Raw genomic sequence first — 19186 nt, 5'->3', positions numbered from 1 at the left:
ACGTATCGCAAGCGCGGATCTGAATAACCGAACATGCGAATAGGCGGTGGTTTGGCTTGTTCACCACGAAACGATCTTCGAGATGAACGTCGAAAGCTACGGGCATGTCACGTTAATCTGAGGAGATGGCGATCACCCCTGCGGTCGTTCTCTCAGGCACGATCCGAATATCGCCATCCCCCGCTTTCCGGTGAAGCTCAGTGTCCCGCGCTCTCCATGCGCCGTCCCGAGATCGCCCTCTCCAGCCATCCGAGCTCCATTTCAGGCACGGAAGATAGCAGCAGGTTGGTATAGGCGTCGAAGGGAGGGGTGAGCACTTGCGACTTTGAGCCGTATCGGACCACCTCTCCCCGACACATGACCGCGATGGAATCGGCTATAGCCTTCACAGTCGCAAGATCGTGGGTGATGAACAGATAGGCTACATCCTCGATCTTCTGCAGGCGAAGCAGAAGCTTGAGGATGCCATCGGCCACCAGCGGGTCAAGAGCGCTGGTCACCTCGTCGCAGATGACGAGTTTCGGCTTGGCGGCGAGCGCGCGGGCGATGCAGACCCTCTGCTTTTGCCCGCCTGAAAGCTCAGCCGGATACCGGTCGATGAAGCGCTCGCCCATCTCGATCTCGTCGAGCAGTTCGGCGACCCGGGCATCGCTCTCCTTTCCACGCATGCCAAAATAGAATTCAAGCGGCCGGCCAATGATGGTGCCCACCGTCTGGCGCGGATTCATCGCCACGTCCGCCATCTGATAGATCATCTGCAGTTCTCGAAGATCGTCCTTGGAGCGGTCGGTAAGCCTGGGCGTTAGTGTGCGGCCGGCGAAGGTGATGCTGCCGGCGATCGGCGGCAGCAGCCCCGTGATGACGCGGGCCAAGGTGGATTTTCCGGAGCCCGACTCGCCGACGACAGCGAGCGTTTGGCCGGGATGGACGTCAACCGAGACGTCCTGCAGAATCTTCACGGCACCACCGCTATAAGCGGCAGTGACGTTTCTCACCGACAACAAAGGCTTCGCCGTCGGTTCCTTCTCCTCATGCTCGATCGAACGCACCGACACCAGCGCCTTGGTGTAGTCCATGCGCGGCGCCTCGATGATCTGCCGCGTTTCGCCGTGCTCCACCATCTTACCGTCCCGCAGTACCATAATTTCGTCGGAGACCTGGGCCACCACCGCGAGATCGTGGGTGATGTAAAGCGCCGCAACACCAGTGTCCCGGATTGCGTCCTTGATCGCAGCAAGCACATCGATCTGCGTCGTCACGTCGAGAGCCGTGGTCGGCTCGTCAAATACAATCAGGTCGGGTTCAGAGCACAATGCCATCGCAGTCATCACGCGCTGCAATTGGCCGCCAGAGACTTGATGTGGATAGCGGTAGCCGATCCTTTTGGGGTCGGGCAAGCGGAGTTTGGTGAACAGCGCCAGCGCGCGCTTTTCTGCCTCGGCTTTGGTCCCAATGCCATGCAGAAGCGCTGCTTCTACGACCTGGTCCATGAGTTGATGGGCGGGGTTGAAAGCGGCAGCAGCCGACTGCGCGACATAGCACACCTCGCTGCCGCGCATCCTGCGTAAATCCCGGACGCCGCCCTTGAGGATGTCGCGGCCGTTCAGAAATACCTCGCCGCCTGTGATACGGACTCCGCCGCGGCCATAACCCATTGAAGAAAGGCCTATGGTCGACTTTCCGGCGCCGGATTCACCGATCAGTCCCAGCAGCTTGCCGCGCTTCAATAGGAGCGACACTCCGTCCACGATGGTGACGTCGCGCGGCTTCTCGCCAGGCGAATAGACGGTCGCCTCGACCTTAAGATTACGGATGTCGAGCAGAACGCCGTTTTCGCGCCGCGGTTTTGTGTGAACCTTAGCCATCATTCCCGTCCTCCCTTGAGACTGGCGGTGCGGATAAGCACCCAGTCGGCTACCAGGTTAACGGAGATTGACAGCGTCGCGATCGCAGCGGCCGGGATGAGGGCGGCAGGTATCCCGAAGACAATGCCGTCCTTATTCTCCTTCACCATGCCGCCCCAATCCGCCTCCGGCGGTTGCACACCAAGGCCCAGGAACGAAAGCGCCGACAGGAACAGCACGGAAAAGATGAAGCGCAGGCCGAGTTCCGCCACCAGCGGCGCCAGTGCGTTGGGCAGGATCTCGCGGAAGATGATCCAGCCGAGACCCTCACCGCGCAACTTAGCTGCTTCGACGAAGTCCATTGCGTTGATGTCAACCGCGACCGCGCGTGAGAGGCGGTAAACGCGCGTCGAACTCAAAATCCCCATGACGAGGATGAGGGTCACGTTGTTCGAGGGCAGCACCGACAGCACGACCAGACCGAAGATCAGCGTCGGTATCGACATCAAGAGATCGGCGAAGCGCGACATCAGCGTGTCGACCAGACCGCCGACGACAGCCGCCGTAAAACCGAGGATGGCGCCGAGCGAGAAGGACAGGGCGGTGGCGATGGCGGCGATAAAGATAGTGGTGCGGGCGCCATAGATCATGCGCGACAGGAGATCGCGGCCCAGATTGTCCGTTCCAAGCCAGTGCTCGGCGGACATCGGCTCCCAAACGTCGCCGACGCTCTCGCTCATCGGAAAGGGCGCGACCAGCGGCGCAAGAAGCGCGCAGAGCAGAAACAGGGAGGTGAGGACTAGACCGATTAAGGCGCCCGGAGGGATATGTTGCCAGTTCAGCATGTTCTGCGCTCTACTTCGGATGCCGCAGGCGCGGGTTGGCAAGGATCGCGGCGACGTCCGCAACTATGTTGAGCCCGATGTAGACGGCAGCGAAGATGAGACCCACTGCTTGGACCACCGGCACATCGCGCTTGACGACATGGTCGACTAGATATTGCCCCATGCCCGGATAGACGAAGATCACCTCGACCACAACGACGCCGACCACGAGGTAGGCCAGGTTGAGCATGACGACGTTGATGATGGGCGCGACCGTGTTCGGGAGGGCGTGCTTGCGGATGATGTCGAAAGCGGAAAGGCCCTTAAGCTCAGCCGTTTCGATGTAGGCTGATTGCATCACGTTCAGGATGGCGGCACGCGTCATGCGCATCATGTGAGCGAGTACGACAAACACTAGAGCCGTTGCCGGCAGCACGATCGCTTTCAGTTTGTCAAAGAACGGCATGCCGCCATAGACGGTCGAGATCGACGGCAACCACTGCAGCTTCACGGCAAAGAAGAAGATCAGCAGATAGCCGATGAAGAATTCAGGTAGCGACGTTGAAGCCAGCGCGAAACCCGAGATCGCCTTGTCGACAGGGCCGTTGCGATAGCGCACGGCCAGCAGGCCGAGGATGATTGCAAGGGGAATCGACACGACAGCAGCCCAGAAGGCGAGGAAAAGCGTGTTCCACAGCCGCGGCAGCAGCGTCGCCGAAAGCTCCTGGCGCGTGGTCAGCGCCGTGCCGAGATCGCCGGTCAAAATCCCGCGCAGCCACTGGAAGTAGCGCACAATGGCGGGATCGTTGAGGCCGAGCTCCCGGCGCAGATTGGCGATCGCCTCGGGTGTGGCCGCCTGTCCAAGGATGGACTGCGCCACGTCGCCTGGAAGGATTTGAGTGCCCGCGAAAATCAGCACGGAGACGGCGAAGAGGAGAAGAATGCCCAGCGCAACGCGCTGGGCGGACAGCCTCAGAACGGGCGAGTTCATAAGCACTCCGTTCAGGCTTCGAGCCAGCATTGCACCAATGCGGAGGCGTTACCCATATCCCGTGCAGGATGCTTGACGAACCCCTTCACGCCCGGCCCTGTCGCGTCGATGAACTGGTTGAAGAACGGCGCGATCGTCCCGCCCTCGTTCCGAACAATGATGGCCATCTCGCGATAGAGGTTCTTGCGCTTGTCCTGGTCGAGTTCCCCGCGTGCTTCGATCAGAAGCTTGTCAAACTTGTCGTTGAAGAAGTGGTTGTCGTTCCATTCCGCCGTCGACAGAAAGGTGCTTGAGTATATCTGGTCCTGAGTTGCGCGACCGGACCAGAAGGAGGTCGTGAACGGCTGCTTTTGCCAGACCTCCGACCAGTAACCGTCGCCTGGCTCGCGCTTGACCTCGAGGGTGATGCCGGCTTTGGCGCAGCTCTGCTGAAAGAGTTGGGCGGCGTCGACTGCGCCGGGGAAGGCAGCATCGGAGGTCCTGAGTAGAATCGGCCCGCTGTGGCCCGACTTCTGATAGTGGAACTTGGCCTTGTCTGGATCGAAGACGCGCTGCTCGATATCCTCGGGGAAGAGCTGGTAGGAGGCATTGATCGGGAAGTCGTTACCCACCGAGCCGTAGCCACGCAGGATCTTGTCCAGCATTTCCTCGCGGTTCACGGCGAGCTTCAACGCCATACGGAGATCGTTATTATCGAACGGTGCGGTATCGCAGAACATGTTGAAGTAATAGTAGCCGCGTCCCGAAACGTTCTGAATGGTCAGGCCGGGATTACGCTTGAGCAGGTCGACGACCTTCGGCTCGACGCGGTCGATCATGTGGACCTGATTGCCCTGCAGGGCCGCAATGCGAGCCGTCGCGTCGTTGATGACGATGATCTCGATCTGGTCGGCATGGCCGAGCTTGTCGCCTTGCCAATAGTCCTTGAACTTTTCGCCGCCGTGCCGCACGCCCGGCTCGTTGACGGTGACCTTATAAGGACCGGTGCCGATGCCGGCGGTCGGATCATCCTTGCCGCCATTGGGCTGGATGATCAGGTGAAAGTCGGTCATCAGATAGGGCAGATCAACGTTGGGCTCTTTGAGCGTGATCACGACGTCGCGACCATCAGCCCTGAGCGTTTCGATGCCGCGCATGATGCCCAGCGCACCGGACTTTGATTCCTCCTTGGAGTGCCGCTCTAGCGTGGCGACGACGTCATGGGGCGTGACTTTCTTGCCGTTGTGGAACTGGATGCCTTTGCGGATCTTCATCGTCCAGGTCTTGGCGTCCTTCGACGAGCCGATTTCCTCGGCGACTCGGTATTCGATGCCGCCCTCGGGGGTCATTTCCATCAGCAACTCGCCCCAACATTTGCCGAAGGTGATGGGGACCGCACTGGCGAAGGGCGCCGGGTCGAGGGCATCGGTCGCTGCACCGCCCTGGAGGCCGGCTTTCAGGATGCCGCCCTTTCGCGGCGTCTGCGCAGTCGCGGCTCGGGCAAGCAACGAGTTGGCGAACGTGGCGCTCACGCCCAGCGCCGTCGCACGGCCAAGAAATTCACGTCGGCTCAAGCGGCCTGCAATGACGTAGCGGCTGAGATACTCGAGTTCCTGCGACATTACATACTCCTCCCTTGATGTGTTGGCCCTGAAGGCCGATCGCCTTATATAAAGGCCAGTTGGGCCTCGATTGTCAAACAATTGCTCCTAGTCACAATCTTAGGCTGATGACCGACAAGGGTTGCGAGGCAGAAGCGCTCGACTCGAGGCGAGAATGTCGGTAGCAGACTTTGTCCATCTGAACGGCTTCGGGTCGGCGTTGACAGCATCGATGTAGGTTCGCTAGCGGCTTCGACTTCTCCCAGCGGCGAGCGCGACGCCTGATCTGCTTGTCGGTCAGGTCGGCGAAGAAGCGCTCAACCTGATTGATGTAGGACGCTGGTGGGTGTCAGATGGACGTGCCAGCGGGGCCGCTTGGCGAACCAGTTGCGATGGGTTACGTATTGTGCGTGGCGTAGTTGTCCAGGACCAAATGGGTGTCGAACTGCGGCTTCGATTCTCGTCGAGAAAGCGGCGGAACCCGTGGAGCGGTGGCGCGGATAGCGTTTGCCGATGATCCGTCCGGTGGCGACATCGAGCGCTGCGAACAGCGACGTCACACCATGGCGCCTGTAATCACGGCTGCGCAGCTCGATCTGGCCCGGCGCATCGGCAGCACCGGCTGCGTGCGATCGATCGCCTGGATCTTCTCCTCCACTCACAGAACCAGTGCGCGCTCAGGCGATGCCCTATAGGGGCCGACGATGTCGCGCGCCTCCGCTCCCGGCTGCGCGGGCCACACTTCTTCCCCTGATCGGGCAGTTGCGGGAGGTGCACGAGAAGGTCAGCGAGGTTGATCGTTGATCGCCAGATTCCTGCTTGGCATCGCTCGAATGAACTGAGTCGGCGCCTCGACTCGAGACAATTCCTGGAATCAGCCCGATCACTGCAAGCGCGATCGCCGCGACCGTGACAGACGCGGAGCTCTTCAAATCCGGCCGGCAGCTGGCGGGATGGATAGGCTTGGTGCCGCGGCAGAACTCATCGGGCGGCAAGGACCGCCTCGGCAGGATCAGCAAGCAGCGCGATCCTCCGCCGCCTTCTCGTGGTCGGTGCCATGCTGTGCTCCGATTCAGCGGAAAGGGCAAAGCGGCGTCTAACCGCTGGGCCGCTGACTTTTGGCGAAGAAGCCATACAACGTCGTCGCTGTTGTCTTGGCGAACAAGATGGCGCGGATCGTCTGATCGTCTGGGTACTGATGACGACCGGCCGAAGCTTTGAGGCTTCCGCCGCCCTATGAGGCGGCGGTCGCGGAGGAGGCAGAGATTGGTGAGGTGCTGATGGTGTGATGACGGACGGTCGAGCCGGGATCGGACTAACCCGCTCAGTGGGTCACCGCTTAAAAGCGCGTTGACCTGTCTGGGATCCGATCAGCGGCATGAACGCGCCGAAATCAAAGGCCGTATACATGCCTGCACCCGACCAACTCGTCAGAAGCGCCGAAAAATGCCCTTGCCACGCGGAGGCCGTCCATACATGCCACTGAACTTTCACCATTGGCGATTAGAGCCTCGGCCGTTTCTGTTACGCCGTAGGGCGCGGGTTGAGCAACCGGCGGAGACGCGAAGCCCACATTGAGCGCAGTGTCGGAGCCAGATGTGAAGAGGACCTCGGCGAAAGGCCGCCGGGGTCCGATATGCTCGACGACCTGAAGAAGGGAAGAAGGCGCTTTCGGAGCGGATTCTGAACGCCGAGCTTGACGAACACCTCAAGGACTACCGCAGCAACGGCGGCGTCAACCGTCGTGACCGCCATTCGAAGAATTGGGTTCTAAAGATGACTCTTTCGATCCCAGGAGACCGGGCCGGAACATTCGACACGAAATTGATTGCCAATCTAATAGCTAAGCATGATATTTTGGTATATTTCGACTGCTTTTGCTAGCTGATCTATTTCAACGAATTCGCTGTTCGTGTGGGCCTGATCAATACTTCCAGGACCAAGGACAATGCAGGGGATTGCGGCCAATGATAATTGACTCGCATCCGTGCCATAGGGCACCCCAACGTATTTCCCGGTTCCGGCTATATCAGCGCAAGCCTTTGCAGCTACTGCTGCAATTTTGCTCGACTCGGCACTTGCCGGAGCTGGATCTTCCTTCGCAGGTAGCAGCGACCGCACTTTAATTTTATCTTCGCTCTGGCGCAATCTTTCTAATATGTTCTCCACCTCCTGTATCGCTTCCTGGGGCTGCTCTCCTGGTATAAGGCGTCGATCAATCCAAATACGGCATACCGGTGGCACAGTCGTTAGCTCGATGCCTCCTTCGATGAGACCGACGGTCAGAGTTGGGGATCCGACTAATGGGTGGGTCCGTAGCGCCAAGGTCTTATTAAACTCATCAAGTGCCAATACTATCTTAGCCATTCCAGTGATCGCATTGACTCCGAGATGGGGCTTCGAGGTATGCGCGGCCACGCCCTCAACTTCGACTTGCCAGCGAACCGAGCCCTTGTGAGCGACAACAAGCTCTAAGTCAGTTGGTTCACCGACCACTGCGGCGTCATACGACACGCCTGATTGAGCAATGGCGCGAGCGCCAGCTTTGGGGCCTTCTTCGTCAATGCCCGCCGCGACGACGATTGTGGCTTTGGGCTGGCGGTCTCCAAGGGTACTAAGGGCGATCAACATAGCTGCGAGCGAACCCTTATCGTCGCAAGCACCGCGACCATAGATCCGCCCCTCCCTTTGCTCGCCAGAGAACGGATTTGAGTCCCATTCGCCGGTAGGCACGGTGTCCATATGGGCTAAAAAAAGGATGCGTTTGTTAGAATCCTGCCCCTGCACCCAAGTTAACAAGTTCGAGCGGCCATCCACCACGTGCTGCACTTCATATGGGAGATTTCTTTCCCTGCAAAAACCCTCAAGAAACGTAACGACTCCTTGTTCTCCACTTCCTGTTGGCGACAATGCCGGGTTGACGCTCTCAATTTTGATAAGTTCTTGTAGCAGGGCTACAGTTTCCGCGCACCGGGGTGACATAAATTCTCCTATCGTAATTGTAAGATGCTGGGTTTCCGTTACTTCGGCCGACCCTTGGCCAAACTAACAAAGTGCCTATCCTCGTGCCTACAGCGCTGTTTCTGCTGAATAGCGCCTCCGTCACCTGGTACATTTGCCCCGTACGAGCGCCGCTCGTACCTCAACCCGAAACCGAGGTGGTAGCAACGTTCGGCTATGGGCTCCCCCATCTTAGAGCCTGGTTCTTAGATGCCGCCCCTACCGCCCCGCCAAAAACGATTGACCAAACCGAGTCAATCAGCCGAGGCGAGTTATACGAAGACTGATCATCGATTGTCAAACAATTATAATGCCCACGATGTGAAGCCGAGTGCCGACGCCTGTCCTGATTGAGTGGCCTGTCGGTTAGCAGTTTATGAGAGTGGCAAAGGCAGAAGCGCTCGATCGCCGCGAGAACGTCGGTAGCAGACTCTGTCCATCTGAATGGCTTCGGGTCGGCGTTGACAGCGTAGATGTAGGTCTCAATGGCGGCTTCGAGTTCTTCGATTCAGCGGTGTGCGCGACGCTTGATCTGCTTGTCGATCAGGTCGGCGAACAAGCGCCCAACTTCCAGAGGGGCCACTTGGCGAACCAGTTAAAATGGGTTCGGTTTTTTGCGTGCGTACACGGCGCCGAGGGGGACCCATGGGGCCGGACACTATTGTGCGAGCGCATTCTCGCCGATCGCCCGAATCACGAGCAGGGATTCCGGGCCTGTCTGGGCATCATCCGCCTGGTCAAGAGCTTCGGCCGGGTGCGGGTCAACGCGGCCTGTGGCCGTGCGCTGGAGATCGGCGCCCGGACCTACGGGTCGGTCCGATCGATCCTCGACAACTGCCTCGACCAGACGTCGGTCGGTGCCGCGGCCGTCGTCACGAGAACCCGTCGACCAACCCAACATCCGCGGCTCACACTACTACCGCTGAAGGAGACTGAAATGCTTGCACACCCGATCCTTCGCCGGCTGAAGTAATGGGCCTGACCGGCATGGCCAAGGCATTCCACGAACTGGCCGCCAATGCCAAGGTGGCCGAACCGCTGTCACATGCCGAGGAGCTCGGTCTAGCTGCTCGAACGCGAATGGAGTTGACGTCATGACCGAAAGCTCGCCGCGCGCCTCGGCTTCGCCAAACTGCGTCACCAGGCAGCGACCGTGAGTATCGACTATAGCAGCGAGCGCGGCCTCGACCGCGAGCTGTTCCTCAAGTTCATCGCCGGCGACTGATCGACGCCCATGAGGTCGACCATGATCGATGGCGGTAAGCTGTTTCGTTTCTATGGCCGAACTGATGCCCCTACCGAAAAGAACGAGCCATTTTTTGCTCACGTCGAGGCAAATCCCACCGATGGCGACGGTTATGGGCTTCAAAATCGTTGAGTGTATTATGCTGTATAAATATTTCTTAACACTTGTGGCGATGGAGCGCCTTCATTCACTCGCGCTTGCTGTAGCTGATACAACTCCACGTTCAGCTCGCTCCATCAATTCCAAGTGGTGGACCAGGATATCGCCTTCTCGCTCGTTGTGCGCTGCAGCCGCCCTGACTGCCCCCTCCTCGTCACCACGCAATAGACTGTCAATGATTGGCTCATGTTGCGCAATGATATCGGCAGACTCCGGGACTAGAGCGTCGCTGGATCGAATGTAAATTCGAACTTGGTGCTCGATACGTGAATATTGGTCTATCAATCGTCCATGGTGCGATAAAGATACGATAGTGCGATGGAGATGCATATCCTCTCGCGCGATAAGTGTCTTATTACCTTTCTCACAGGCGACCTTCAGGCGCGTGAAAGTGGATGCAAGTGTTTTAGCAATTTCCTCCGAGCGAACGTCACTCTTCAGTCGACTAGCGACCAACCGGCTTGCAAGAGATTCGAGGCTTGCTCGAAGGGTGTAAAGCTCCCATGCATCGTTGGCGCTGAGGGTCATCACAGTCCAACCTGTGTAAGGGACTTGGACAAGGAGACCTTCTTGTACAAGTTGATGGAATGCCGTTCTTATCGTGCCTCGGGAAACCCCGACTTGTTCAGACACCAATAGTTCAGTCAGCCTTGCCCCAAGCGGGATATCGCCCGAGATAATCGCCTCTCGCAGTCTATCGGCCGCTTGGGCTTCAGTGCTGCGTTTGTGGACTTTTTTGATCGTGTATTTTGAGGTCGTATTCATGGTACCTGGAGATACCAGATCAAGGATCGATTGTCGAACACGCACCGCTAGGGTCGCGCGGTTCGATCGGCTAGGGATGGCCACTGAAAACCCCCTTCTGAAGAATCTTCAGCACAGAATCCCTGCGCGTCGAAGTAGAGCAACTTGATTCGGTCACCGCAGTTCGTTTTCATAATCCATCCCCTCGTCAGTCCGGGCAGCCGGACGAACACAGCTCGTATCGGCGTCCGGCCAGCGATCCATAACGGGCGGCTTCCAACTCCCGCTCGACGGCGGCGACGATATCCTTGCGCGAACGCTCGGCCTGATCCGAGGCGAAGATCGCGGCTTCCACGGCGCAGTCGCGCCCATGTCGGCGCAGGACTGTGCATCCGCATTGGTGGCCTGCGGATCGATCGCGCCGTCGCGCTGCGGATCCTGGAGGCCACGCGTTGCTCACCGGGCGGATGCGGTGCGGCCGCTGCGGGCGCATGACGTGCGTCTCCTACGGCATGGCGAAGGCCAACGGCTATCGCTACCAGTGCCGCGGGGATGAGAAGAGCTTCGGTTGTCCTCGTATTCCTGCCAGCTCATGTAGCCGAGGTGATTGTCGCGCAACAGCACATTCCATTCGTCGCGGACGCAAAGCAGGATCACTGACTGGTCGAATTGGCGGCCCTTGAACATTTAATCCTCCGAAATGTCGAAGGGTCTTGCCATAGCGCCAGTAATCAAAACGTTGCACACATCCCTTCCGCCGCGTGCTAAGGATTGGCGCGCACAAGCTTCAGCTCTTTAGACGCAAGATGTCGTGCCAGAATTTCTCCGTCTACCAGATTGTGTGCCTCAGCCACATCTCCAGCAAGAGAAGTATCTCCCGAAATGATGGCACCAGCAATTTGCTGGTGTTGTTGAACTATTTTTTCTGTTTCAAAAAGAAGCGAATCAAGTGATCGGATGTACATCCGTACTTGTGGCTCAATGATGGCATACTGCGCGATCAGTCTGCCATTGCCAGCAAGTCGGACGATATTCTTGTGGAATCTGAAATCTGCGTCGGCAATTTTGTTCCATGCCCCCACTTCGCACTGCTTTTCGAGGCTCGAAAGCGCCTTGCTTATTGCCGATGCCGATTGCGGGTTTATCGTTTGAGCGACAAGCCGTGCGCCGAGTCGCTCCATCGTGGATCTAACGGTATAGAGTTCCCATACATCGTTCGCAGAAAGCTGCACAACAGACCATCCTGCGTATCGCTTCAGTGTCGTAAGACCCTCGCCTGCCAACTGGTGGAGCGCGCCCCGGATAGTGGCGCGGGACAATTGCATTTGCTCGGACAGTTCCCCTTCCGTTATTCGGCTACCCGGCGCAATTGTACCGTCCACGATCGCATTTCGAAGGATCTCAGCCGCCTTAATCTCGGCCGGGACCTTCACAACCTTCTCCATGTTTAGACCGCGCATCTTTGCGTTCATTCCAAATTGTCGCCCATACCATCAATGTCGGAAAAGTTAACCCTCATGAGGACTTGAGTCGATAGCGAAAAGCAAATTCCCTGGGTGTCTGCAGAAAAAAATGGTCGACCAGCGACAATTTTTCTTTTCTTTTCCACGGAACTTTGCAATTGTCGTCGCGATAAGAACACGGGAACGGGATCGAGCAGTTGCCGCCCCTTCGTATTTCGAGCCTGAAGCCGTCAAGGTCTTCGAAGAGGAATGTAGTGGCGAAACCGCGAAGCTCCGGAGCATGGTGGAGACGGGGAACGTGACGTGGGAGCTATCGTGAACGTCGAAACCGGCCATGCCCTCCAGGGTTGCGCGGGTTGGCTCGAGAATGTCGACTATGGTCCGCTCGGCGATTGCTCCAGGGGTGGCCGCAGGAGCCATCTTTGCGTTGGTCACCCCGTTCGACGAGGTTGTCGTGGCCCTCTTCATGCCCGTTCGGAGCAGCGGACGCTGCTTCGCCAGATGTGGAGCGGTTTGCGTGAACAAATAAGCCCGACGATCAAGGTCGTTTCCACGCTGCTAGTCCTCTTGGCAGCCGCTCTGATGACCGCTTCCAATGTGCTTCAGGCGCGGTCGCAAAAGACGAAGAACAAACAACATTTCTAAAGTTCACGAAGGACGTTTCATGTCAAACCTGCCAACCGAGGCCCAGGTCGTCATCATTGGTGGCGGTATCGGGGGTGCTTCAATTGCCTATCATCTTGCAAAGCGCGGCGTGTCCGATGTTTTGCTGCTGGAGCGCGATCGTCTCACTTGCGGAACGACCTGGCATGCCGCTGGCCTGGTCGGCACGCTCTGGCCGACCAAAAACATGACCCAACTCGGTGCCTATTCGCACCGCCTTTATCAGGAGCTTGAAGCGGAAACCGGGCAGGCGACAGGCTACAAACGCAATGGCTCGATATCGCTTGCACAGACGAATGCACGGCTTGAAGAGCTGACGCGCACCGCCGAAATGGCGCGCGTCTTCGGTGTGGAGGTTGAAGTCGTCGACCCGCGGACGCTCGGTGAACTTTATCCCGGGATCGACACCAAGGATATTGTCGGCGGCCTGCACTTGCCGAAGGACGGGCAAACGAACCCGATTGACGTCACCATGGCGCTGGCGAAAGGTGCCAGGATGAACGGCGCGACCGTGCGCGAAGGCGTTACCGTTACGAAAATACTGACCGACGGCGACAAGGTCACCGGGGTGGAGACCAATAAAGGGACGATTCGCGCGAAGAAGGTGGTACTGACCGGCGGCATGTGGTCCCGGGATTTGGCGAAGCAGGTCGGCGTTGTGCTTCCGCTTTTCGCTTGCGAGCACTATTATGTTGTTACCGAAGCGATACCTAGCTTGTCGTCGAACCTCCCCATCATGCGCGACCTAGATCATGGCGTGTATTTCAAGGAGGACGCGGGAAAACTCCTCATCGGCTTCTTCGAAGACAATGCCAACCCGCTTCCAATGTCCAAAGTACCTGCGAACTTCAGCTTCGGTGAGCTTCCCTACGAATTCGACCATTTCGAGAAGTATCTCGCAAGAGCGATGCTGCGCTATCCCGCGCTCGAGCAGGTCGGCATCTCCACCTTCTTCAACGGACCGGAAAGCTTCACGACCGACAACCAGCACTTGATGGGCGAAGCGCCGCATCTAAGAAATTTTTTTGTTGCCTGCGGTTTCAATAGTCGCGGCATCGGTGGAGCGGGCGGGATCGGCAAGGTTATGGCCGAATGGATCGATGTCGGTCACCCTCCGATGGACGTGTGGGAGAGCGATTGCCGCCGGGCCATGCCCTTCCAGGGCGACGAGACCTATCTTGAGAACCGTGTCGCCGAGGCGCTCGAACGCTCCTATGCGATGCATTGGCCCAACTATCAGTACCGTTCGAGCCGCGGCATTCGCAAGTCGCCGTTCTACGACCGGTTGGTCGGACTCGGGGCCGTTCATGGCGAAGTCGCTGGCTGGGAGCGACCAAACTGGTATGCGCCCGAGGGCGCGAAGCGTGAATATGAGTATAGCTATCAGAGGCAGAACTGGTTCCCGTATTCCGCGGAAGAGCACAAGTGTGTCCGTGAGAATGTGGGTTTCTACGACCTCACATCACTTGCCAAATTCAAGGTGACCGGTCCTGACGCCGAAGCCTTTCTTCAGCGGATCTGCTGCGCGGATATTGCCGTTCCGGCAGGCAAACTCGTTTATACTCAATGGTTGAACGAGCGCGGCGGTATCGAGGCGGACTTGACCGTCTCGAAGTTCAGCGACGGCGATTTCATGATTGCTACACCCTGCGGCAGCCATGTGAAGGACTGGTCGTGGCTACTGCGGCATGTAGAGCAAGGCGAAAATTTCGAAATTTCGGATATCACGGACGAATTTGGGGTTATCGCCCTGCAAGGGCCGAACGCTCGCGCGGTATTCCAGAAGCTGACGGACGAGGACCTGTCAGCAGACGCCTTCGCTTTCGGTACCGGCCGTTGGATGAACGCTGCAGGCGTTCGCCTTTGGGCACAACGAATCTCCTACGTTGGGGAATTGGGTTGGGAGATTTACATCCCCGCTTCCGATGCGCTCACCTTCCTGAACGCGCTGTTGGAAGCTGGCGAGGAATTCGCAATACGCTCGATTGGCATGCACGCAGTCGATGCTCTGCGCCTCGAGAAAGGGTTCCGCCACTGGGGTCACGACATCGTCTATGAGGACAATCTCATTGAGGCTGGCCTAGCGTTCACTGCGAAGCCCAACAAGTCGGTCCAGTTCATCGGCAGAGATTCCTTCGTGGCTCAGAAACAGGCGGGCATCCGCGGCAAAAGGTTGATTTGCTTCCTGTTGAAGGATCCCGAACCGCTCTTGTTCCACAACGAGCCGATTCTCCGGAACGGTAAGGCGGTTGGACACCTGACTTCGGGCAATTACGCTCACCATTTGGGCGGAGCCATCGGCATGGGTTACGTTGTGGCGGACGAACCTGTCGACGAGGCTTTTGTCGCAAACGGTGATTTTGCGGTTCAGGTCAACGGGCGCGCCGTGCCGGCACAAGCCAGTATCAAGCCCTTCTATGATTCCACGTCGATGCGCATGCGCGCCTGATCGAGGTCATCGCTTGACAATTCAGCTGACGCGAGCTTGCAGCAGTTGCCAACGAGGTTATCTCCACAATGGATCAGGTTCTAAAAAGTAAGACACCGTTTCCGGCGCAAGATGAACTTCGCGGGATGTGTGGAAACGTTTTGATTACCGGCGCTATCGCAAGACCCTTCGACATTTCGGAGGATTATATGTCCAAGGGCCGCCAGTTCGACAGTCAGTGATCCTGCCTTGCGTGCGCTGGTACCTGGCCTACAATCCCAGCCTGCGTGATCTTGAGGAGATGATGGCCGAGCGGGGGGTCGCCGTCGACCACACCACCATCACCGCTGGACCGTTCGTTTCGCACCGCTACTGCTGGAGCATTTCTATTTCTTAGCGCTTTCGGTGACGGAGCGCAGTCATTCACTCGCGCTTGCTCTAGCTGATGCAACTACGTCACCAGGCAGCGCCGGAGGAATATCGACTATCGCAGGGAGCGCGGCCTCCGCGCGCTGTTCCTCAAGCCCATCGCCGGCAACTGATCGACGCCCGTGAGGTCGACGACTCCAAGTTCAGCTCCCTCAATCAATTCCAAGTGGTGGACCAGGATATCGCCTTCTCGCTCGTTGCGCGCGATGCGGTTGTCCAACATCCCCCTCGACGAGATGACCGATGTGATGGAGCGCGGATTCGGTGATTGGGACGCCCGGGCCTTCCTCCAACTTCAACTCTAGCGCGCCGGCGTGACCATAGCAGTGGACCCGAATGAGCTGCAGAAAGGCGATTGACCGGGTGAAGTCTTTGTGGCGCGAGTGCAGTTGGACAACCCTTGGCGGATCTATAGCCTGAAACAGCAGGAAGGCAGACGGACAGATGGGCAAATTGCCTGAACGGTGAATCTCGATTGTTTCCGATCATCGCAGACCCAAGCAGATACGTGAAATCACCGGAGCGGCTGACCAGCACTTTTTCGGCGCGAAGGTCTCAACGGCGTTTGCGTTCCGATGGAGGTCCCCAACGACGAACTGGAGGGCGTGATCAACGGGCTGTCGCTCGTCGCCAATGTCGAGGGCTATTGATAATGATGCCGCACAAGTTCGCGGCCTTCGAGTACTGCGCCACCATGACGGAGCGGTCGAAGCTGCTGAAAATCGTCAGCGTGATGTGTCGCAATGCCGACGGCTCCTGGAACGGCGACCAGCAGGACGGCCGCCTTCGTCAAGGCCCAGATGGATCAGGGGCCCGACCGGAGGGCGCGCGAGTACCGCTTCTCGAGCGGGCGGAGCCGGCAGCGCGATTGCCATCGCGCTGCTCGAAGCAGGCGTCCGCGAATGATCATCCACAACGTCAATACAGCGCGCGCGGTCGAACTGGTCAAACTCCTGGAAGAACTGGCTCGCGGCCGGGTCCGGGCAGACCCCTCCAATCCAACCGGCTGCGATATGGTCTGCAACGCGACGCCGATGGGCATGGCCGGTGGCGACCCGTTGGGCCCGGAACTGCTCGCTTCGTCCATGTTTGTAGGCGACGTGATCTCCGGCCATGGGCTTACGCCCTTCCTGCCGGCCGCCAGGGCGGCCTGTTGCCAGACGGCCGATGGAGATCAGATGGTCGACGCCGTGCAGGGGATCATGGTCGACTTCCTGCGCGGGAAGGAGACGGCGCCGATGCGATGACGTCGGCGCCGGCCTTGGCGCGTGCGGTGATCACCAGCGATCGCCGCTTTGTGAGGCGGTCATATGCCCAATTCGGCAAAAACCTTGCTGGCGACCCTGAAGGAGCCTAGTCCCGCCGGCATGCCGACATAGACCGCGATCTGCAGCAGGCATTCGCGGATCTCGGCCTTGGTTAGACCGTTGGCGATGCCGCCCCGAATGTGGCCTGCCAGTTCCTCGGGCCTGTTAAGGGCTGCGAGCATTCCGATGGTCAGGATGCTGCGGCTACGCCGATCGAGATCCGGCCGCGACCATATGGCTCCCCAGCAATACTCGGTCACCAGTTCCTGCATGGGCAGGTTGAACTCGTCGACTTCCCTGAAGGCCACAAACTCCTTGCCGACCACCTCGCCGCGGATTGTTTTGCCCTTCTCAAAGAGTTCCTTGTCCATTCTCGTTTCTCCATTTCTGCAGGCAGTAAATCCGGGGATCGCCAGTTAGCCGGTTAGACCAGTCCCGACTGGTCGGTCGGCCCCACGAGCGCTCGGGGGAACGACCGATGTCCCGGCAAGGCGGTCGACCGCGATAGCAGCAGCGTTGACTTTGCTCTCCGCACCGAATTCGGTGGTAGCGCCCCGGGAAAATCACGTCGGTATCGACATCGTCGCCGACACACATTACTCGGTTGATATTTTCAGAGTATCTCGTAATTGATGACGGCGCTGCCAGGCGGTCCTTTACTTTGGAATATCGAATTACAACATGGACTCGCCGCCATCGACGTAAACTGTGTTACCAGTGACGTATCCACCCATTTCGGACACTAGGTACAAGCAGGCGTTCGCGATATCTTCGACAGTGCCGAGGCGGCGCAATGGCAATGTTTCTCTTGCATGTCGATATATGTTTTGAAGATCCGGATAGTTTTTATATCTCGATCAGTATCGATCCAGCCGGGGCATATGCAATTGGCTGTTATTCCTATTGGCTTGCAGGAGATCGAGCTTTCCGCGCCCGACCTCTGGCGCTTGACTATAGGTCACCGACTCATTGTGCCGCAACCATATCCTGATCGAGGGCGAGTTGGACTGAGGCGAGAAAAATTGTCGTCGCGTTTGTCGAAGCGCGTGGCGACGGCTCGAGTGTTTGAGTTGATTGAAGAAACGCTCGACGAGGTTGCGGCATCGATAGAGGAAAGCGCTGAAGGCGGGAACGATCTTTCGGTTGCGCATGGGTTTGACGCAGGCCCACGCGCCACGGTCGGCGAGACTGGCGCGCATGGGCGTCGCTGTCATAGGCGCGGTCGGCCAGCAGAATATCGCCCTCGCCAAGCCCGCCCAGCATGTCGGCGACCGAGTGCCCGTCATGCGCTTGTGCTTCGGTCAGCTTGAGCATGATCGGCAGGCCGAACGCATCGACCAGCGCATGGATCTTCGTCGTCAGGCCGCCGCGCGAGCGACCCATGGAACGGGATCGGCCATCTTTTTTGGGCGTTGGCGGCGTGCTGGTGAACACGGATGGACGAGGAATCTATCATCTGGATGTCGCCCTCATAAGCCTTTTACACAGATTCCAATATCCGCGCCCACTGCCCGCCTTGCGCCACCGGTTGAAGCGGTTCACGCATGTCGTGTGCGGCCCGTATCGCGACGGAATGTCCGCCCAGGGAGCGCCCGTCCGAAGCCGCCAGAATATCCCGTTCAAGACCCGCCGGTCATCAACGCGCGGTACGCCCCTCGGCTTTTCGGCAACAGCGGCTCGATCACTGACCACTCGAAATCCGAAAAATCAAAGCGCGCCATATCCAGTCCCTCCGCACAGATAATGAATCTGGAGGGTTCTGTGTAGTCGCGGGCGCGATTGGGCGGCACGCACGGGTCGCGACTACATTGAAGCCTGATTGAACTGAACCGCGGGATGGCGGGCGGGGCTATGGGGATTTAGGGCTCGACAGTGTGTCCGAGGCGCCGGAGCGGCTCGCCGATCGCTCTTGAGCGGTCCCCCGTCGTCGCGATGCAGAACCATCTGCGACGCGGGAGACGGTGCCATTGGGTCGTTGACGCTGAGGTGCAGCGTTGCTGGCGACAGCCGGGCTGGGACTTTGACTAGCGGCGCGCAAAGGTCCGACGGCGACTGTAGCAGACGCCGGGATGGGCGGTGCGAGCGTGTCGGTGCGCAGCGTGTCATGAGGTGTCTGGCCAGGTCGGGGCCTTGCGCGGGATCGGGCCGAGCGAGGCCATGGCGCCGCCGCAGGCTCGGCTGGCGTTCTCCATGAGGTGCCATCGATCCGCGACCTGGGCAGCGTGCGTCAGTGCCCTGCGGCGTCGCCATAGCCCGGCCGTCGATCCCGTGCGATCACCAAGATCGACTGCCGTGCCTGGGCGCCACGCGAAATCGTCGATGCCGATCACCGCCAACCGTTCATCTGGAGCCCGCGATCGGCGCCGCACGACGCGAAGCAGAGTGTCATTGCTTACCTACCGGCAGCATCAGTCTCTGAGCAAAGCTGTCAGCCGGTCGACCGCCGAGTGCGAGGCCGAGGTGGTGCACGATCTGCTCCAGCCGTCCAGTGCGTCGCGCCATTGACGC

Annotated in this window: 14 protein-coding genes and 7 pseudogenes; 8 read left to right on the top strand and 13 right to left on the bottom strand. The window is 58.8% G+C overall.

Annotation, left to right across the window (positions count from 1 at the left end; translation table 11 throughout):
• Positions 1–197 precede the first annotated feature (197 nt).
• From NKI79_RS30935 to NKI79_RS30920, 4 genes are read right to left on the bottom strand one after another with little or no spacing between them, the layout of a single operon-like run.
• Positions 198–1865 carry an ABC transporter ATP-binding protein gene (locus tag NKI79_RS30935; protein ID WP_352806973.1) on the bottom strand — a complete coding sequence of 556 codons (1668 nt, stop codon included), beginning with the start codon at positions 1863–1865 and terminating at the stop codon, positions 198–200.
• Positions 1865–2686, bottom strand: coding sequence for an ABC transporter permease (locus NKI79_RS30930; protein WP_502909873.1), 822 nt, complete (start codon positions 2684–2686; stop codon positions 1865–1867). The genes NKI79_RS30935 and NKI79_RS30930 overlap by 1 nt, the downstream gene beginning before the upstream one ends.
• A gap of 13 nt (positions 2687–2699) precedes the next feature.
• Positions 2700–3659 (bottom strand): ABC transporter permease, encoded by a 960-nt coding sequence (locus NKI79_RS30925; RefSeq protein ID WP_352806952.1) that lies wholly within the window; start codon positions 3657–3659, stop codon positions 2700–2702.
• Between the two features lie 11 nt (positions 3660–3670).
• Complete coding sequence (locus NKI79_RS30920; protein WP_352806950.1) at positions 3671–5260, bottom strand: ABC transporter substrate-binding protein; 1590 nt, start codon at positions 5258–5260, stop codon at positions 3671–3673.
• Positions 5261–6079: 819 nt separating this feature from the next.
• Here NKI79_RS30920 and NKI79_RS30915 point away from each other — a divergent pair.
• Positions 6080–6262, top strand: a pseudogene (locus NKI79_RS30915) (transposase); the annotation flags it as partial.
• 636 nt (positions 6263–6898) lie between these two features.
• Positions 6899–7072 (top strand): annotated as a pseudogene (locus NKI79_RS30910) (transposase); the annotation flags it as partial.
• A gap of 3 nt (positions 7073–7075) precedes the next feature.
• On the opposite strand, the gene NKI79_RS30905 reads toward NKI79_RS30910, so the two are convergent.
• Complete coding sequence (locus NKI79_RS30905) at positions 7076–8221, bottom strand: M20 family metallopeptidase (RefSeq protein ID WP_352806947.1); 1146 nt, start codon at positions 8219–8221, stop codon at positions 7076–7078.
• A gap of 676 nt (positions 8222–8897) precedes the next feature.
• Between NKI79_RS30905 and NKI79_RS30895 the strand changes: the two are divergent.
• From NKI79_RS30895 to NKI79_RS30885, 3 genes and pseudogenes are all read left to right on the top strand, one after another.
• Positions 8898–9165, top strand: a pseudogene (locus NKI79_RS30895) (IS21 family transposase); the annotation flags it as partial.
• A gap of 46 nt (positions 9166–9211) precedes the next feature.
• Complete coding sequence (locus NKI79_RS33375; RefSeq protein WP_502909872.1) at positions 9212–9337, top strand: hypothetical protein; 126 nt, start codon at positions 9212–9214, stop codon at positions 9335–9337.
• A gap of 148 nt (positions 9338–9485) precedes the next feature.
• Positions 9486–9617, top strand: a complete 132-nt coding sequence (locus tag NKI79_RS30885; protein WP_352806945.1) for a hypothetical protein — start codon at positions 9486–9488, stop codon at positions 9615–9617.
• A 51-nt stretch (positions 9618–9668) separates the two neighbouring features.
• Here the strand turns inward: NKI79_RS30885 and NKI79_RS30880 are convergent, their stop codons facing one another.
• From NKI79_RS30880 to NKI79_RS30865, 4 genes are all read right to left on the bottom strand, one after another.
• Positions 9669–10409: a GntR family transcriptional regulator gene (locus NKI79_RS30880; protein WP_352806942.1), complete on the bottom strand. Its 741-nt coding sequence runs from the start codon at positions 10407–10409 to the stop codon at positions 9669–9671.
• Positions 10410–10596: 187 nt separating this feature from the next.
• Complete coding sequence (locus NKI79_RS30875) at positions 10597–10743, bottom strand: hypothetical protein (protein WP_352806939.1); 147 nt, start codon at positions 10741–10743, stop codon at positions 10597–10599.
• Positions 10744–10844: 101 nt separating this feature from the next.
• Positions 10845–11075, bottom strand: a complete 231-nt coding sequence (locus NKI79_RS30870; protein WP_352806936.1) for a hypothetical protein — start codon at positions 11073–11075, stop codon at positions 10845–10847.
• Between the two features lie 77 nt (positions 11076–11152).
• Positions 11153–11860: a GntR family transcriptional regulator gene (locus NKI79_RS30865; RefSeq protein WP_352806934.1), complete on the bottom strand. Its 708-nt coding sequence runs from the start codon at positions 11858–11860 to the stop codon at positions 11153–11155.
• A 655-nt stretch (positions 11861–12515) separates the two neighbouring features.
• Between NKI79_RS30865 and NKI79_RS30855 the strand changes: the two genes are divergently transcribed.
• From NKI79_RS30855 to NKI79_RS30845, 3 genes and pseudogenes are all read left to right on the top strand, one after another.
• Positions 12516–14963 (top strand): GcvT family protein, encoded by a 2448-nt coding sequence (locus NKI79_RS30855; RefSeq protein ID WP_352806932.1) that lies wholly within the window; start codon positions 12516–12518, stop codon positions 14961–14963.
• Positions 14964–15151: 188 nt separating this feature from the next.
• A pseudogene (locus NKI79_RS30850) lies at positions 15152–15317 on the top strand (IS6 family transposase); the annotation flags it as partial.
• A gap of 956 nt (positions 15318–16273) precedes the next feature.
• Entirely contained in the window at positions 16274–16618 is a 345-nt protein-coding gene (locus NKI79_RS30845) for a hypothetical protein (RefSeq protein ID WP_352806929.1), read from the top strand.
• Between the two features lie 59 nt (positions 16619–16677).
• Here the strand turns inward: NKI79_RS30845 and NKI79_RS30840 are convergent, their stop codons facing one another.
• The 4 genes and pseudogenes from NKI79_RS30840 to NKI79_RS33370 form a co-directional block, all read right to left on the bottom strand.
• A complete protein-coding gene (locus NKI79_RS30840) occupies positions 16678–17049 on the bottom strand; it encodes a carboxymuconolactone decarboxylase family protein (protein ID WP_352806927.1) in 372 nt (123 codons plus the stop codon).
• A 303-nt stretch (positions 17050–17352) separates the two neighbouring features.
• Positions 17353–17511, bottom strand: a pseudogene (locus tag NKI79_RS30835) (SDR family oxidoreductase); the annotation flags it as partial.
• A 129-nt stretch (positions 17512–17640) separates the two neighbouring features.
• Positions 17641–18399: pseudogene (locus NKI79_RS30830) on the bottom strand (IS5 family transposase); the annotation flags it as partial.
• A gap of 453 nt (positions 18400–18852) precedes the next feature.
• Positions 18853–19186, bottom strand: a pseudogene (locus NKI79_RS33370) (ISL3 family transposase); the annotation flags it as partial.

Origin of the sequence: Mesorhizobium sp. M0340 (assembly GCF_040321535.1) — a bacterium.
GTDB lineage: Bacteria > Pseudomonadota > Alphaproteobacteria > Rhizobiales > Rhizobiaceae > Mesorhizobium.
The sequence above is the reverse complement of the archived record's forward strand: the minus strand, read 5'-3'. Positions and strand labels throughout refer to the sequence as shown.